This is a genomic window from Nesterenkonia halobia (assembly GCF_039536005.1).
GTDB lineage: Bacteria > Actinomycetota > Actinomycetes > Actinomycetales > Micrococcaceae > Nesterenkonia > Nesterenkonia halobia.
Window position 1 is genome coordinate 155012 of sequence record NZ_BAAAYG010000007.1, and the last position, 16248, is coordinate 171259.

A 16248-nucleotide genomic window follows, 5' to 3' on the forward strand; every position below is an offset into this window, starting at 1 on the left:
CGGGGCGGGGCCTCGCGCATGCGACCACGGACGAACCCCCAGCGACGATTGGTACTCTGATCCCCATGACTGCCTCCACCAACACACTCGATGCCCTGCTGGCCGACGGCGTCTCCGGCCGTCGCGTGCTGGTCCGGTCGGACCTCAACGTGCCGCTGGATGGGAGCACCGTCACCGACGACGGCCGCATCCGCGCCTCGCTGCCGGTCCTGGAGAAGCTCGCCGCCGCCGGCGCCCGCGTCGTCGTCGCCGCCCATCTCGGCCGCCCGAAGGGTCAGGTGGACCCGCAGTTCTCCCTCGGGCCGGTCGCCGACCGGATGGCCGAGCTGACCGAGTCGCCGGTGCGCCGGGCCCACGACCTGGTCGGCGAGAGCGCCCGCAGCCAGGCCGCGGACCTCGCCGACGGCGAGATCCTGGTGCTGGAGAACGTGCGCTTCGACCCGCGCGAGACGTCGAAGGACGACGCCGAGCGCGCCGCCCTGGCCGGTGAGCTCGCCGGCCTGGTCGGCGAGGACGGCGCCTACGTCGGCGACGCCTTCGGCGCGGTGCATCGCCGGCACGCCTCCGTCGTCGACATCACCGCCGAGCTGCCCAGCTACCAGGGCGATCTGGTCCGCGACGAGCTCGTGGTGCTCAAGCGGCTGACCGAGGAGCCGCAGCGGCCCTACACCGTGGTCCTCGGCGGGTCCAAGGTCTCGGACAAGCTGGCGGTCATCGAGAACCTGATGAGCCGGGCGGACACGCTGCTGATCGGCGGCGGCATGGTCTTCACCTTCCTCAAGGCCCAGGGCTACGGCATCGGCTCCTCGATGGTCGAGGACGGCCAGCTGGAGACGGTGCGGGGCTTCCTCGCCGCGGCCGAGCGCCTGGACTGCCGGATCTTGCTGCCCACTGACATCGTGATGGCCGCGGCCTTCGCCCCCGACGCCGAGCACGAGGTGCTGGCCGTCGACGCGCTGGAGTCCGGCGCCCACGGCGAGGGCGCCCTCGGACTGGACGTCGGCCCGGCCTCGGCCGCGGCCTTCGCCGCCGAGATCGCGGCGTCGAACACCGTCTTCTGGAACGGCCCGATGGGCGTCTTCGAGATGGAGGCCTTCGCCGCCGGCACCGCGACGGTGGCGCAGGCGCTGACCGAGACCGAGGGCTTCACCGTCGTCGGCGGCGGCGACTCCGCGGCCGCAGTGCGCGGACTCGGCTTCGACGAGGCCGCCTTCGGCCACATCTCCACCGGCGGCGGCGCCTCGCTGGAGTACCTGGAAGGCAAGGAGCTGCCGGGCGTCGACGCCCTGGCCGGCTGACGGAACCCCACGGAAGGAACGGCAGACCCCATGACTGCACAGAAGGACGGACAGTTCGTCCGCCGCCCGCTGATCGCGGGCAACTGGAAGATGAGCATGGACCACATGCAGGCGATCGCCCTGGTCCAGAAGCTGGCGTGGACGCTCGACGACGCCGGCCACGACTACGAGCGGGTCCAGGTCTCGGTCTTCCCGCCGTTCACCGACCTGCGCGGCGTCCAGACGCTGGTCGCCGGGGACAAGCTCGCCGTGGAGTACGGCGCCCAGGACCTCTCCGACCAGGACTCCGGCGCCTTCACCGGTGACATCTCCGGGCAGTTCCTGGACAAGCTGGGCTGCTCGCAGGTGCTGATCGGCCACTCCGAGCGGCGCGAGATCCACGGCGAGACGGATGCGACGGTCAACAGCAAGATCCGAGCGGCGCTGCGCCACGGGCTGGCCCCGGTGCTCTGCGTCGGGGAGGGCCTCGACGTCCGCACGGCCGGCGAGCACGTCGCCCACACGCTGGCGCAGGTGGACGGCGCCCTGGAGGGCCTCTCCGCCGAGGAGCTGGGCGAGCTGGTCGTCGCCTACGAGCCGGTCTGGGCCATCGGCACCGGCGAGGTCGCCGGCCCGGAGGACGCCCAGGAGATGGCCGAGGCGATCCGGAAGCACCTGGCGGCGACGTACTCGGCCGAGTTCGCCGACGGCGTCCGGCTGCTCTACGGCGGCTCGGTGAAGTCGAAGAACGTCGCCTCGATCCTGGCCGGGGCCGACGTCGACGGCGCGCTGGTCGGCGGGGCGAGCCTGGACGCCGAGGAGTTCGCCAAGATCGCCACGTTCGAGAAGCATCTGGTGACCGACTAGGATTATCCTGGTATCTGTTGACCTGCCCGCCGTCGACGAAAGGTCGCCGTGTCTCTCCTGACCATCGCACTCCAGGTCTCCCTGGCCGTCATCAGCGTGCTGCTGATCATGCTGATCCTGCTGCACAAGGGACGCGGCGGGGGCATGTCCGACATGTTCGGCGGCGGCGTGACGTCCTCGCTGGGAGCCTCCGGCGTCGCGGAGCGCAACCTGAACCGGCTGACGATCACCCTGGGCGTGCTCTGGGGAGTGATCATCCTCACCCTGGGGCTGCTCATCGGCGTGACCGCCGACGCCTGAGCCGCTGATCGGCCGGCGCCGGCCTCGAGACCGTCGCCCGGACACGACGAGGGCCCTCCCGCTCCGCCTGGAGCGGGAGGGCCCTCGTCGTGTCCGGGCGGCGACCCGGCCGCCGGAGTCAGAGGTGTGCGGCGGCCGCCGCGTCGACGTGCCAGACCGTCTCCTCGGCGCCGCGGGCGTTCTTCGCGGGGATCTCCTCGACCGGCGTCGCGCCCTCGAAGGCGCGGCCGACGGCCTCGGCCTTGTCGGCGCCGGCGACGACGGTCCACACCCGGCGCGCGGAGCGGATCGCGTCGAAGGTCAGCGAGACCCGCGCCGGCGGCGGCTTGGGGGAGTCGTGCTCGCCGACGGTGCTCCGTCCGGTCGCCGCCAGCGCCTCCCGCCCGGGGAAGAGGCTGGCCACGTGACCGTCGGGGCCGACGCCGAGCAGCACGACGGCGAAACTCGGCAGCGCCGCGCCGGCGGCGGCGTGGGAGGCCAGCTCGGCGGCGTAGCGCTCGGCGCCCTCGTCCGGGGAATCGGTCTGCTCGGTCGCGGCCATCGGGTGGATGTTCGCCTCCGGCAGCCCGTGGTCGCGGACCAGCTCGTCCAGCAGCGCCTCGCGCGCCTGCTGGGCGTTGCGCTCGGCGTCATCGGCCGGCAGCAGCCGCTCGTCGCCCCACCAGATGTGGACCGCCCGCCAGTCGGGGGCGGCGGAGGCGTCGCCGCGGAGCAGCTCGGAGACCGCCGCGAGCGTGCCGATGCCGGCGCCGCCGCCGGTCAGCGCGACATGCGCGACGCCGTCGGCCGCGACGGTGCTGCGCAGCAGCGCGACCAGCCGCTCGGCCACGGACGCGCAGAGCGCATCCTTGTCGGCGAAGATCTCGGTCCGGGGCGCGGGCAGGTCGGTGTGGCCCTCGATCGTCATGCAGTCATTCCTGTTCGGGATCGGCGAAGGTCGGCGAGTGCCGGCGGGGGACGACCGGACGGGTCAGCCGGCGGACGGCGGAGACTGCTCGAGGCAGTCTCCCAGGTCGGTGTGGGCCAGCCCTCGGGTGAGCACCTCGCCGAAGACCTCGTCGGCGTCGAGCCGGCGGAGCTCCTCGGCCAGGCAGTCCTCCAGCGTGCGCAGCGGCAGCGGCACCCGCTGCACCGGCACCTCGGGCAGGTGCAGGTCGGCGATGTCGCCCTGCGGCCGGGAGAGGACGACGTCGCCGTCGGCGGTGTGCAGCCGCACTGCGGAGAGCGCCTGGAAGCGTCCGACGTCGTCGCGGTGCAGGGTCACCGGCACCCGCAGGGAGCGCTGCAGCCAGGAGGCCAGCAGCGCCGCGCTGGGCAGCTCCGGGGCGGTCTCGACGGTGACCTCGGTGACCGAGGCGGGGTCGAGCGTGTCCAGGATGCTGGCCAGCTGCACGCGCCAGCCGGTGAGCCGCGTCCAGGCGAGGTCCGAGTCGCCGTCGGTGTAGGTCGCGGCGAGCGTGCGCAGCGCCTGCAGCGGGCGCGGGTCCTTCGCCGTGTCGGTGATGCGCCGGTGGGCCAGCCGACCGATGGAGGTCTCGCTGACCTTCGGCGGGATGTCGTCGGCCCACCAGGCGACGATCGGCGCGTCCGGCAGCAGCAGCGCCGAGACCATGGCCTCGCTGTGCTCGGCGAGCTCGCCGGAGCCGCGCAGCACGATGACCTCGGAGGCGCCGGCGTCGCCGCCGACGCGGATCTGCGCGTCCAGACGGGTCGGCTGCGAGGCGTCGCCGGTGGCCAGCACGATGATCCGGCAGGGATGCTCGCGGGAGGCCAGATTGGCCGCCTCGATGGCCGGCTCGGCGTTGTCCTCGGAGGTGAGGATCACCAGCGTCAGCACACGGGTCAGGGCGACGACGCCTCCGGCCTCGCGCAGCTGGTTCAGCTGCTTGGCGACCTTGGAGGTGGTGGTGTCGGGGATGTCTACGATCACGGCTGTCTCCTAGGGTCTGCGCCTACGGCCGGCGCCAGGTGCGTCCGTCGCGGGCCAGCAGCTCATGGGCCGAGCCGGGGCCCCAGCTGCCGGGGGAGTAGGGCTCGGGCTGAGCATCCAGGGACGCCCAGTGGTCCTCGAACGGGTCGAGGATCTTCCAGGAGAGCTCGACCTCCTGATGCCGGGGGAACAGCGGCGGCTCGCCGAGCAGCACGTCCAGGATGAGCCGCTCGTAGGCCTCGGGGCTGTCCTCGGTGAACGCATGGCCGTAGCCGAAGTCCATCGTCACATCGCGGACCTCCATCTGGGTGCCGGGCACTTTGGAGGCGAAGCGGATCGTGGCGCCCTCGTCGGGCTGGATGCGGATGACCACCGCGTTCTGCCCGAACTCGGAGTCGTCGTGGTCGCGGAAGAGCAGGTTGGGAGCCCGCTTGAAGACCACGGCGATCTCGGTGACCCGCCGGCCGAGGCGCTTGCCGGCCCGGAGGTAGAAGGGCACCCCGGACCAGCGGCGGGTGTTGATGTCCAGCTTCAGCGCCGCGAAGGTCTCCGTCTTCGACGCGGGGTTGAAGCCCTCCTCGTCGAGGAATCCGACGACCTGCTCGCCGCCCTGCCAGCCGGAGGTGTACTGCCCGCGGGCCGAGGCGGCGTCGAGGTCCTCCGGGATCTGGACGGCGGCGAGGACCTTCTCCTTCTCCGTGCGCAGGTCGTCGGCGTCGAAGGAGATCGGCTCCTCCATCGCCGTCAGCGCCAGCAGCTGCAGCAGGTGGTTCTGGATCACGTCGCGGGCCGCGCCGACGCCGTCGTAGTAACTGGCGCGGCCGCCGATGCCGATGTCCTCGGCCATGGTGATCTGCACGTGGTCGACGTGCTGGGCGTTCCACAGCGGCTCGAAGAGCTGGTTGGCGAAGCGCAGCGCCAGCAGGTTCTGCACCGTCTCCTTGCCCAGGTAGTGGTCGATGCGGAAGACCGAGTCGGGGCGGAAGACCTGCTCGACGACGCGGTTGAGCTCCCGGGCCGAGGCCAGGTCGTGGCCGAAGGGCTTCTCGATGACCACGCGGCTCCACGGCGCCTCGGCGCGGCCGGCGCCGGTCTCCGAGCCCGCCGCCGCGCCGGCGTCGACGACGTCGTCGCGGGAGGCCAGACCGTGCGAGGAGAGCTTCTGGCAGACGGTCTCGAAGGAGTTCGGCGGGATCGACAGGTAGAAGGCGTGGTTGCCCTGCGTCCCGCGCGCGACGCGCAGCTCCTCGAGGGTCTCGTCGAGCCGCCGGTAGGCGTCGTCGTCGTCGAAGCCCTCCGAGGGCACGAAGCGCAGGCCGGCGGCGAGCTGCTCCCAGACGGTCTCGTCGAAGGCGGTGCGCGCCGAGGCTTCGACGTGGCCGCGGACCTCGGCGACGAACTGCTCGTGGCTCCAGTCGCGACGGCCGAAGCCGACCAGCGAGAAGCTCGGCGGCAGCAGGCCGCGGTTGGCGAGGTCATAGAGCGCCGGCAGCAGCTTCTTCCGGGCCAGGTCTCCGGTGACGCCGAACATCACCATCGCGCTGGGGCCGGCGATGCGGCTCAGCCGCCGGTCGCGGACGTCGCGCAGCGGATTGTTCCCGCCGGAGCTCGAGGCCCCGGGGCGGGCGGCGGGCTCCCGGCCGTCGGGCCGAAGCGTGGTAGTCATCGGGATCTCCTGGTCAGGACGGCGAGTGGACGGCGTCGAGGATCTGCTGCAGACCGGCGGCGCGGTCGGTCAGATGCAGCTGCACCACGGGCATGCCGTGATCGGCGAGCACCTGGGCGTCGCCCGCCGCCTGGGCGGCGATGAGCTGCTGCAGCGTGAACGGGCGGTCGGGGACCTCCACGTCCTCGGCGGCGGTGCTGGTGATCTGCAGGAACACTCCCACATGCGGGCCGCCCTTGTGGAACTGGCCGGTGGAGTGCAGGAAGCGCGGGCCCCAGCCGAAGGTCACCGGGCGGTGGGCGCGCTGGGCCAGCTCCGGGCGGATCTCCTCCAGCGCGGTCTCCGAGGTGCGGTCCAGATAGGCCATCACGGCCAGGTATCCGGCCTCCGGGATCTCCCCGACCAGCGCCTCGAGCGCGCCGGAGACGGTGGTCGCCGCGGCGGCCTCCGCGGCGTCGCCGGAGACGCGGATCTCCACGGCGCCGTCGACGACGGCGTCGCCGGCCTGCGGCGCCGGCGAGTCCAGCAGGCCGCGCGCGGCGGCCTTGGCGGATTCCACGTCCGGCTGGTCGAAGGGATTGATGCCCAGCAGCGAGCCCGCCACCGCCGTGGCGACCTCCCAGAGCACGAACTGGGCGCCCAGGCTGCCCCCGGTGCGCACCACGTGCGGCGAGGCCACGGTGTCGCCGAGGTCGCCGTCGACGGAGGTGCCGTCCTCGGCGTCGGGGTCGACGATCTGGACGACGAGCACGTCGTCGGCGTCGCGGGCCAGCTCGGGCTCGCCGTCGGCGACGAGGACCGGCAGCAGGCCGGTGCCCTCCTTGCCGGTGGACTCGGCGAGCAGCTGCTCGATCCAGGCTCCCAGGCCGACCAGCGGGGAGCCGGCGTCGACGAGGACCACCTTGTCGCGCAGCGGCCGGGTGCCGCCGACGGCGGCACCGAGCTGCAGGCCCTGGTTGGTGGCGTCGTCGGCGGCCAGCACGCCGGCGGCCTCCTCGGCGTCGTCGAGCAGCTGCGCGACGTCGGCGCCGGCGAGCCCCGAGGGGACCAGGCCGAAGGCGGTGAGCGCCGAGTAGCGTCCGCCCACCGTCGCGTCGGCCTCGAAGACGGCGCGCACGCCCTCGGCAGCCGACTGCTCGGCCAGCGGGGACCCGGGGTCGGTGACGACGACGGTCCGGCGCAGCGGATCGACGCCGGCGGCGGTCATCGCCTGCTGGACGATGCGCCGCTGCGAGTCGGTCTCCACAGTGGAGCCGGACTTCGAGGAGACGACCAGCACCGTGGAGTCGATGTCCTCGGCGACCACTGCGGCGACGTGCTGCGGGTCGGTGGAGTCCAGCACGGTCAGCTCCACGCCCTCAGTGGCGCAGATGACCTCCGGGGCGAGCGAGGAGCCGCCCATGCCGGCCAGCACGACCCGGGTCACCCCCTCCTCGGCGAGTTCGGCGCGGAGCTGCTCGAGCCGCGGCAGCAGCGCGCGGGAGTCGTCGAAGAGCGCGACCCAGCCGAGACGCTTCGCGGCCTCGTCCTCCGCGGCGCGGCCCCACAGGGTGTGGTCCTTCGCGACCAGACGGGAGGCGAACTCGTGGTCGACGAGGCCGGGGACCTCGGCGTCGACGGCCTCCCGCGCGGCGCCGCGCAGGGACAGGGAGAGCGAACTCATGGTGTGCATCCTTTCGAAGCGGGGCCGGTCGGTGCGGGGACGGACCGGATCGTCCGGGGCGGGTCCGCCGCAGGCGGCGGGGTGGGGGAGGGCGGTGTCCGATGCGGGTCCGGTCCCGCGGCTCCGCGCAGGCCGGGTCGGTCCGGGGCCGGCCGGCCGTCCCCGGGACAGTGGGATGGAATGCGCTTTCCTGCGAGGTCCTGCCGGTGCGCGTCCGAGGCGCACCGGCAGGACCTCCTCAGCAGGGTCTCAGCTGTTGCGCCGCAGACCCTCGGTGATGGTGTCGAGCAGCCCCTCCCAGGACTTCTCGAACTTCTCGACGCCCTCGGCCTCGAGCGTGTCGACGACGTCGCGGTAGGAGATGCCCATCGCGGAGATGCCGTCGAGGACGCGGTTGGCCTCCACATACGTGTCGGAGAGGGTGTCGCCGTCGACGGTGCCGTGGTCGGCCAGCGCCTCCAGCGTCTTCTCCGGCATGGTGTTGACCACTCCGGCGCCGGCCAGCTCGGTCACGTAGAGCGTGTCCGAGAGGTTCGGGTCCTTGGTGCCGGTGGAGGCCAGCAGCAGGCGCTGCGGGTGGCCGCCGCGGTCGGCGAGGGCCTGCCAGCGCTCGGAGCCGAAGGACTCCCCGGCGATCTGGTGGGCCAGCCGCGCGTTGGCGATGGCGGCCTGGCTGCGCAGCGACGCGGCGTCCTGCTTGCCCTCCTCGGCGGCGAGCTCCAGCCGCTTGTCGACCTCGGCGTCCACGCGGGAGACGAAGAACGAGGCCACCGAATGGATGCGGGAGATGTCGTGGCCGTTCTCCAGCGCCTTCTCCAGCCCCAGCATGAAGGCGTTGATCACCGCGCGGTAGCGCTCCAGCGAGAAGACCAGCGTGACGTTGACGCTGATGCCGTCGGCCAGCACGGTCGAGATGGCCTCGAGGCCCTCGACGGTGGCCGGGATCTTGATCATCACGTTCTCGCGGCCGACGGCCTCGTACAGCTGCCGCGCCTGGGCGATGGTGCCCTCGGTGTCGCGGGCCAGACGCGGGTCGACCTCGATGGAGACCCGGCCGTCGACGCCGTCGGTGGCCGAGTGCACGTCGGCGAAGACGTCGCAGGCCTGGCGGACGTCGTCGGTGGTGATCTCGTAGACGGCCTTCTCGGCGTCGGCGCCTGCGGAGGCCAGCTCGGCGAGCTGCTGCTCGTAGGCCTCGCCGTTCTTCAGGGCGTTCTCGAAGATGGTCGGGTTGGTGGTCACGCCGACCACGTTCCGCCCGGCGATGAGCGTGGGCAGCTCGCCCGCGTTGAGCCGCTCGCGGGAGAGGTCGTCCAGCCAGATCGAGACCCCGAGGTCGGAGAGGGCCTGGGTGTTCGGGTTCGCAGTGGTGGTCTCAGGATTCGCAGTCATGGAATGTCTCCTGTCGGCGGGGCGGCGTCAGCGGACGTCTCCCCGGTATGAACGCTGTGCAGTCGGTGGGCTGTTCCCGATGCCCTCCGCGCCCCGGCGCGGGGCCGGGACGCGGACGATCCGGAGGCGGATCCGGGCGACGCGGCTCAGCTCGACGCGGCGGCGATGGACTCCTCGGCGGCCGCGGCGACGGCCTCCGTGGTGATGCCGAACTCGCGGTAGAGCGTCTTGTAGTCGGCGGAGGCGCCGAAGTGGTCCAGACCGACGATCCGACCGGCGTCGCCGACGATCTCGCGCCAGCCCTGCGGGTGGGCGGCCTCGACCGAGACGCGGGCCTTCACCGCGGCCGGCAGCACCTGCTCGCGGTACTCCGCGGTCTGCTCGGCGAACCACTCCTGCGAGGGCATGGAGATCACGCGGGCGGCGACGCCCGTCGAGGCCAGCTGCTCGCGGGCCTCCACGGCCAGGTGGACCTCGGAGCCGGTGCCGATCAGCAGCACGTCCGGAGTGACCACGACGCCGTCGCGGACGGCCTCGGCCAGCACGTAGGCGCCCTTCGCGGCGCCCTCCACCGAGCCGAAGGCCTCGGCGGTGGCCTCGCCGGCGCCGCGCTCGAAGGTCGGGATGCCCTGGCGGGTCAGCGCCAGGCCGGCCGGCCGGTCCGCGCGCTTGAGGACCTCGCGCCAGGCGACGGCGACCTCGTTCGGGTCACCCGGCCGGACGACGTCCAGGCCGGGGATGGCCCGCAGGCTGGCGAGCTGCTCGACCGGCTGGTGGGTCGGGCCGTCCTCGCCGAGGCCGATGGAGTCATGGGTCCAGACGAAGATCGAGCCCGCGCCCATCAGCGCCGCCAGCCGGACGGCCGGACGCTGGTAGTCGCTGAAGATCAGGAAGGTGCCGGCGTAGGTGCGCAGCGGCGTCGACAGCGAGATGCCGTTGGTGATCGCCGCCGCGGCGTGCTCGCGGACGCCGAAGTGCAGGTTCCGTCCATAGTGGTTGCCGGCGAACTTCGAGGTCGAGCGGCTCTCCGGGACGAACGACGGCGACTCGGTGATCAGCGTGTTGTTGGAGCCGGCGAGGTCGGCCGAGCCGCCCCACAGCTCCGGCAGCACCTCGCCGATGGCGTTGAGGACCTTGCCCGAGGCGGCACGGGTGGCCAGCGCGTCGCCGGCCGGGAACTCCGGCAGCGCCTGCTCCCAGTCCTCCGGCAGCTCGCCGGCCTGCAGCCGGTCGAGCAGCTGCGCGTTCTCCGGGTTGGCCTCGCGCCAGGCCTGGTAGGCGGTGTCCCACTCGCGGCGCGCCGCCGCGCCGCGGTCGGTGACCTGACGGGCGTGGGCGAGGACCTCGTCCTCGACGACGAAGTTCTGCTCCGGGTCGAAGCCCAGGACCGTCTTGACGCTCTGGACCTCCTCGCCGCCGAGCTTGGCGCCGTGGATCGCGCCGGTGTTCTGCTTGGTCGGCGCCGGCCAGCCGATGATCGTGCGCAGCGCGATCAGCGAGGGCTTGTCGGTGGCGGCCTTGGCCTCGGCGATCGCGCGGTCCAGTTCGGCGATGTCCTCGACGTAGTCGCCGGTCTTCGTCCAGTCGACGCGCTGCACGTGCCATCCGTAGGCCGCGTAGCGGGCCTCGACGTCCTCGGTGAAGGCGATCTCGGTGTCGTCCTCGATGGAGATCCGGTTGTCGTCCCAGATCACCACGAGGTTGCCGAGCTCCTGGTGGCCGGCCAGCGAGGAGGCCTCGGAGGTCACGCCCTCCTCGAGGTCGCCGTCGGAGGCGATGACGAAGACGCTGTGGTCGAACGGGGACTCGCCGGCCGGGGCCTCGGGGTCCAGCAGGCCGCGCATGCGGCGCTGGCCGTAGGCGAAGCCGACGGAGGAGGCCAGGCCCTGGCCCAGCGGGCCGGTGGTCATCTCCACGCCGTCGGTGTGGCCGTACTCCGGGTGGCCCGGGGTCAGCGAGCCCCAGGTGCGCAGCGCCGCGACGTCGTCGAGCTGCAGGCCGTAGCCGGAGAAGTAGAGCTGCAGGTACAGCGTCAGCGAGCTGTGCCCGGCCGAGAGGATGAAGCGGTCGCGGCCGATCCACTCCGGGTCCTCGGGGTCGTGCTTCATCGCGCGCTGGAAGAGCAGATAAGCGGCCGGGGCCAGCGACATGGCCGTGCCCGGGTGGCCGGCGCCGGGGCTGTTCTCCACCGCGTCGGCGGAGAGCACGCGCAGCGTGTCCACGGCCCGCCGGTCGAGATCGGTGAAGACGGCGGAGTCGTTCACGGCTGTATCGGTCACTGAAGTTCCTCCAAGGTGTCTACGGATGACGAAGAGAGGCCGCACATCGTCGTGCCGCGCCCGTCCAGAGTACCGCCGCACAGCCTCTGTGTCTCGCATCATGTGGGGATCGTCGAATGCTCACGAGAGCGCATCATCCCCCTGAGGTCGGAGCCTCCGGCGGGCGTCGGACCCTCGGTCCCCATCCTCCTCCTCGCCGCCGTCGCGCGCCAGGGGAGGGTGCTGGGGGACGGCCCGGAACGCGGGACCCGCCCGCCCGGCGCCGCGGGTCAGCAGCGCTCAGATGAGCAGATCGGGCGGACCGGATCGTGCGGAGGATGACGTCCGACGACGGCGGCGGTTCCGGCGCCGGTTCAGCCCAGCCCGAGCGCCAGCCGGACCAGGTCCAGCGATCGATGGCGGATCACCAGGTCCGCCTGGTCGGCCAGCGCCGGCTTCGGGCAGAAGGCGACGCCGACGCCGGCGGCGGTGACCATGTCCAGGTCGTTGGCGCCGTCGCCGATCGCGACCACCGAGGAGGACGGGAGGCCCGCGGCCGCCGCCCACTCGTGCAGCCGGGCGGCCTTCGCCGCCCGGTCGACGACCGGCCCGGCGACCGCTCCGGTGAGCGCGTCCTCGGCCACGGCGAGGTCGTTGGCGTCGACCTCGCTCAGCCCCAGCCGTGCCGCCAGCGGGTCGAGCACCTGCAGGAAGCCGCCCGAGACCGCGTGGACGGGCCAGCCGCGGCGGCTGCAGGCGGCGATCAGCTCCGCGGCTCCGCAGGTGGGGGAGACCGACTCGACGGTGGAGGCGATCACCGAGGTCGGCAGTCCGGCCAGGGCCGCGACCCGCTCGTGTAGCGAGGCGGCGAAGTCCAGCTCGCCGCGCATCGCCCGCTCGGTGACCTCCGCGACCTCCGCCTCGCGGCCGGCGTGGGCGGCCAGCAGCTCGATGACCTCCTGGTCGATGAGCGTGGAGTCGACATCCATGATCAGCATCCCCGGATCCGCGGGGCGGAGCGCCGCCGGAAGCACGGTGACGGTGGCCTCCTGCGGCGCGTCGAGCTGCGCGGCGGCGTCCTCGAGCAGCGAGACCAGCAGCTGGTGGCCGTGGCCGTCGTCGGAGTCGGTCAGCGTCGTCGACCAGCGGGCCGCGCGCACCGTCGTCGGCTCGGCCGCGCCGACTGCGCGGACCGGGACGTCATGGACCTCCGCCGCGTGGACGGTGCCGCGGCGGCGCATCTCCGCAGTGAGGGCGCGCAGCAGCGGAGCGGGCAGCGTCTCGGCGGCGAGCATCGCCACTGTGCCGGCGGGCAGGTCGGCGGGAGCGTCGGCGGGGCGGTCGGCGGAGGCCGCTGACGAGGAGCTGGAGGAGGCGGCGGGCGTGGACTCAGTCATGATGGCTCCAGACTAGCGTCGTCATGACGCGGCCGCCGTGCGCCCGGCACGGTTTCGATAGTGTGGGGCGCATGAGTCCAGTCCTCGATCTCCAAGACGTCAGCGTCCGCCGCGGCCGCACGCATCTGCTCGACGACGTGTCCTGGTCGGTCGGCGAGGACGAGCGGTGGGTGGTGCTGGGCCCCAACGGCGCCGGCAAGACCACGCTGCTGCAGGTCGCCGCCGCCCGCCTGCACCCGACCAGCGGCGCGGTGCAGATCCTCGACGAGACCCTCGGCGCCGTCGACGTCTTCGAGCTGCGTCCGCGCATCGGCCTGTGCTCCAACGCGGTGGCGGGCTCGCTGCCGGAGCGCGAGACCGCGCTCAACGCCGTGGTCACCGCCGCCTACGGCGTCACCGGCCGCTGGCGCGAGGAGTACGAGCGCCTCGACGAGCGCCGGGCCTTCGAGCTGCTCGACGCCTGGGGCGTGAGCACGGCCTTCGACCGCCCGTTCAGCAGCCTCAGCGAGGGCGAGCGCAAACGGGTGCAGATCGCCCGGGCGCTGATGACCGACCCCGAGCTGCTGCTCCTCGACGAGCCCGGGGCCGGCCTGGACCTGGCCGGCCGCGAGCGGCTGGTCCAGCGCACCTCGCGGCTGATCGGCGCCGAGGACGCCCCGGCGACGGTGCTGGTCACCCACCACCTCGAGGAGATCCCGCCGGGCTTCACCCATGTGCTGATGCTGCGCGACGGCCGGACCGTCGCCTCCGGGCCGATCGACGAGACGCTGACCGCGGAGACGCTCTCCGAGACCTTCGACATGCCGCTCGAGCTGCACCGCCGCGACGGACGGTTCTCGGCCTTCGCCGCCTCCTGATGGAGCTGCTGGGGCTCGGCCTCGACCAGATCCTGATCATCGCCCTGGCGGCGATCTGGGCCGGGGCGATCAACGTCGTCGTCGGCTCCGGCACGCTGGTGACCTTCCCGGTGCTGGTCGCCGTCGGCTTCCCTCCGGTGACTGCGACGATCTCCAACGCGATGGGGCTCATCGCCGGCAACGTCACCGGCACCCTGGGGTATCGCCGCGAGATCGCCCAGGTGCGCACCACGCTGCTGCGCCTGGTGCCGGCCTCGCTGGTCGGCGGCGTCGTCGGCGCGCTGCTGCTGCTCACGCTGCCGGAGCAGGTCTTCGAGACCGTCGCTCCGCTGCTCATCGTCGTCGCGCTGGGCTTCGTCCTCGGCCAGCCGCGGCTGAAGAAATGGGTCGCCTCGCGTGCCGCCCGGGCCCGGGACGAGCAGCCGGCCGGCCGGCCGGTCGACCCCGACCCGCGCCCCTCGGCCGCGCTGACGGCGCTGGTCTTCGGCGCCGGCGTCTACGGCGGCTACTTCGTCGCCGCCCAGGGCGTGCTGCTGGTCGGCATCCTCGGAGTCTTCCTGGCCGGCACCATGCAGCACGCCAACGCGGTGAAGAACGCCCTGGTGCTCACCGTGAACCTGACGGCGGCGGCGAGCTACCTGCTGCTGGCCTTCGACCGCATCGCCTGGCCGGTGGTGCTCATCGTCGCCGTGGGCTCGACGATCGGCGGCTTCGCCGGCGCCTGGGTGGGACGGCGGCTCAGTCCCGGGGTGCTGCGCGGGGTGATCGTCGTGCTGGGGCTGGTGGCGCTGGGCGTCATGGTCCGCGATCTGGTGGTCGGATGAACGACCTGCCCGCGACGTCGGCGGCGGAGGCCGTGCCGGATCCGGTGATCCGGCTGGACGGCGTCGACCTGCGGCCCGGAGCCTCGGCCGCGGCGGCGGCCTGCTGCGAGTTGGGCCGGCGACCCGGTCTGGGTTAACATGTCATGTTGGTCCACCATGGACTGAGACGATCCACGCGCTTCTGGCAAAAACCAGCGGCAGACACGAAGGACACGTGAACCTATGCAGTCTGACATCCACCCCGCCTACGCGCCGGTCATCTTCAACGACCTGGCCTCCGGCGAGAAGGTCCTGACCCGCTCCACCGCCACCTCCGAGAAGACCATGGAGTGGGAGGACGGCAACACCTACCCGGTGATCGACGTCGAGATCTCCGCCGCGTCGCACCCGTTCTACACCGGCAAGCAGCGGATCATGGACTCCGCCGGCCGTGTGGACAAGTTCAACAAGCGCTTCAAGGGCTTCGGCGGCGGCCAGTGAGCCGCTGACCGACGACGGTCCGTCGCACGAAGGGGGTCTCGACTGCGGTCGGGGCCCCCTTCGTCGTGCGCGCCGGCGGCGGCGCCGAGCGTAGGATGGGGGTCATGAGTGCTGTCGAGCGCGCCCACCGCGACGAGGACGTCCCCCACGGCGAGTACAAGGTTCCCGGCGGCAAGCTGGTCGTCGTCGACGTGACCGTCGACCCGGATCGAAACGTCATCGGCGACGCCTCGGTCAACGGTGACTTCTTCCTGGAGCCGGACGAGGCTCTGGCCGACATCAACCACGCGCTGGTGGGGCTGCCGACCGACGCCTCCCGGGCGACGATCGCCGAGGCCGTCCGCTCCGGGCTGCGCGCCGAGGCCGAGCTGTTCGGCTTCGACCCCGAGGCGGTGGGCATCGCCGTGCGCCGGGCGCTGGGCCACGCCACCCGCTGGCAGGATCACCGCTGGGAGGTGCTGCCGGCGCAGAAGCTGCCCATCGCGCTGCATGCGGCCCTCGACCAGGTGCTCACCGAAGAAGTCGCCGCGGGGAACCGTCCGCCGCTGATGCGGCTCTGGGACTGGAACGAGCGGGCCGTGGTGATCGGCTCCTTCCAGTCGCTGGCCAACGAGGTCGACGCCGAGGCCGCCGCCGCCCAGGACACCACCGTCGTCCGCCGCATCTCCGGCGGCGGGGCGATGTTCATGGAGCCGGGCAACTGCGTGACCTACTCGCTGTCGCTGCCGACGTCGCTGGTCGACGGGATGAGCTTCGCCGATTCCTACCCCTTCCTCGACTCCTGGATGATGGAGGCGCTGCGCGAGGTCGGCGTGGAGGCGGAGTATCAGCCGCTCAACGACGTCGTCTCCCCGCAGGGCAAGATCGGCGGCGCGGCGCAGAAGCGGCTGGCCGGCGGCGCGATGGTGCACCACGTGACGATGAGCTACGACATGGACGCCGAGCGGATGATGCAGGTGCTGCGCATCGGGCGCGAGAAGATCTCCGACAAGGGGATCCGCTCGGCGGTGAAGCGCGTGGATCCGCTGCGCAGCCAGACGGGCATGGCCCGCGAGGACATCCTGGACACGTTCGTGGAGGTCTTCGCCCGGCGCCACGGCGCCGAGGTCGCCGAGATCCGCGAGCATGAGATGGACCGGGCCCGGCGTCTGGTGGAGGAGAAGTTCGGCACCGAGGAGTGGACCGCCCGGGTGCCCTGAGCCGGCCGGCGGGACGGACGCGGCGGTGTGCCGGATGCGCCGAGCGGCGCCGGGGAGTCGAGGAGGTCCTGGTGACTCGAGGGGCCGATTGGTGGGCGGCGGCCGGGCCGTGCTAAAGTTTTCTGGTGCCGCCGACGG

The 16248-nt window shown here is 72.7% G+C and carries 15 protein-coding genes; 8 read left to right on the plus strand and 7 right to left on the minus strand.

From position 1 onward, the window contains the following. Positions 1-65: 65 nt before the first annotated feature. Genes ABD652_RS09720 through secG form a run of 3 tightly spaced genes read left to right on the plus strand, consistent with a single transcriptional unit; the run spans position 66 to position 2444 of the window. Complete coding sequence (locus ABD652_RS09720; protein WP_344720722.1) at positions 66-1298, plus strand: phosphoglycerate kinase; 1233 nt, start codon at positions 66-68, stop codon at positions 1296-1298. A 30-nt stretch (positions 1299-1328) separates the two neighbouring features. Continuing rightward, on the plus strand, positions 1329-2144 hold the full coding sequence (gene tpiA, locus ABD652_RS09725) for a triose-phosphate isomerase (RefSeq protein WP_344720724.1): 816 nt from the start codon (positions 1329-1331) through the stop codon (positions 2142-2144). Between the two features lie 48 nt (positions 2145-2192). Continuing rightward, the gene (secG, locus tag ABD652_RS09730; RefSeq protein ID WP_153143852.1) at positions 2193-2444 is read left to right on the plus strand and encodes a preprotein translocase subunit SecG; all 252 of its coding nucleotides are present in this window, start codon (positions 2193-2195) and stop codon (positions 2442-2444) included. A 118-nt stretch (positions 2445-2562) separates the two neighbouring features. Here secG and pgl read toward each other — a convergent pair whose 3' ends face one another. The 7 genes from pgl to serB form a co-directional block, all read right to left on the minus strand. Beyond that, on the minus strand, positions 2563-3351 hold the full coding sequence (gene pgl, locus ABD652_RS09735; RefSeq protein WP_344720728.1) for a 6-phosphogluconolactonase: 789 nt from the start codon (positions 3349-3351) through the stop codon (positions 2563-2565). 63 nt (positions 3352-3414) lie between these two features. Beyond that, a complete protein-coding gene (locus tag ABD652_RS09740) occupies positions 3415-4374 on the minus strand; it encodes a glucose-6-phosphate dehydrogenase assembly protein OpcA (protein WP_344720730.1) in 960 nt (319 codons plus the stop codon). A 22-nt stretch (positions 4375-4396) separates the two neighbouring features. Further along, entirely contained in the window at positions 4397-6040 is a 1644-nt protein-coding gene (gene zwf / locus ABD652_RS09745) for a glucose-6-phosphate dehydrogenase (protein WP_344720732.1), read from the minus strand. Between the two features lie 13 nt (positions 6041-6053). Beyond that, on the minus strand, positions 6054-7703 hold the full coding sequence (locus ABD652_RS09750; RefSeq protein ID WP_344720736.1) for a glucose-6-phosphate isomerase: 1650 nt from the start codon (positions 7701-7703) through the stop codon (positions 6054-6056). 249 nt (positions 7704-7952) lie between these two features. Then, the gene (gene tal / locus ABD652_RS09755) at positions 7953-9095 is read right to left on the minus strand and encodes a transaldolase (RefSeq protein WP_153143848.1); all 1143 of its coding nucleotides are present in this window, start codon (positions 9093-9095) and stop codon (positions 7953-7955) included. 146 nt (positions 9096-9241) lie between these two features. Further along, entirely contained in the window at positions 9242-11374 is a 2133-nt protein-coding gene (gene tkt, locus ABD652_RS09760; protein ID WP_344720742.1) for a transketolase, read from the minus strand. A 353-nt stretch (positions 11375-11727) separates the two neighbouring features. After that, positions 11728-12750: a phosphoserine phosphatase SerB gene (gene serB, locus ABD652_RS09765; RefSeq protein WP_344720745.1), complete on the minus strand. Its 1023-nt coding sequence runs from the start codon at positions 12748-12750 to the stop codon at positions 11728-11730. A 71-nt stretch (positions 12751-12821) separates the two neighbouring features. Here serB and ABD652_RS09770 point away from each other — a divergent pair, with 71 nt between their 5' ends. The 5 genes from ABD652_RS09770 to lplAB all read left to right on the plus strand — a co-directional run bounded on the left by ABD652_RS09770 (position 12822) and on the right by lplAB (position 16110). After that, positions 12822-13607, plus strand: a complete 786-nt coding sequence (locus ABD652_RS09770; RefSeq protein WP_344720748.1) for an ABC transporter ATP-binding protein — start codon at positions 12822-12824, stop codon at positions 13605-13607. Beyond that, entirely contained in the window at positions 13607-14431 is an 825-nt protein-coding gene (locus tag ABD652_RS09775; protein ID WP_344720751.1) for a sulfite exporter TauE/SafE family protein, read from the plus strand. Before ABD652_RS09770 ends, ABD652_RS09775 begins: the two co-directional genes overlap by 1 nt. After that, complete coding sequence (locus tag ABD652_RS09780; RefSeq protein WP_344720753.1) at positions 14428-14568, plus strand: hypothetical protein; 141 nt, start codon at positions 14428-14430, stop codon at positions 14566-14568. The genes ABD652_RS09775 and ABD652_RS09780 overlap by 4 nt, the downstream gene beginning before the upstream one ends. Positions 14569-14653: 85 nt before the next feature. Further along, entirely contained in the window at positions 14654-14911 is a 258-nt protein-coding gene (locus ABD652_RS09785) for a type B 50S ribosomal protein L31 (RefSeq protein WP_010525047.1), read from the plus strand. Positions 14912-15015: 104 nt separating this feature from the next. Next, positions 15016-16110, plus strand: coding sequence for a lipoate-protein ligase LplAB (lplAB, locus tag ABD652_RS09790; protein ID WP_344720756.1), 1095 nt, complete (start codon positions 15016-15018; stop codon positions 16108-16110). The last annotated feature ends 138 nt before the right edge of the window (positions 16111-16248 follow it).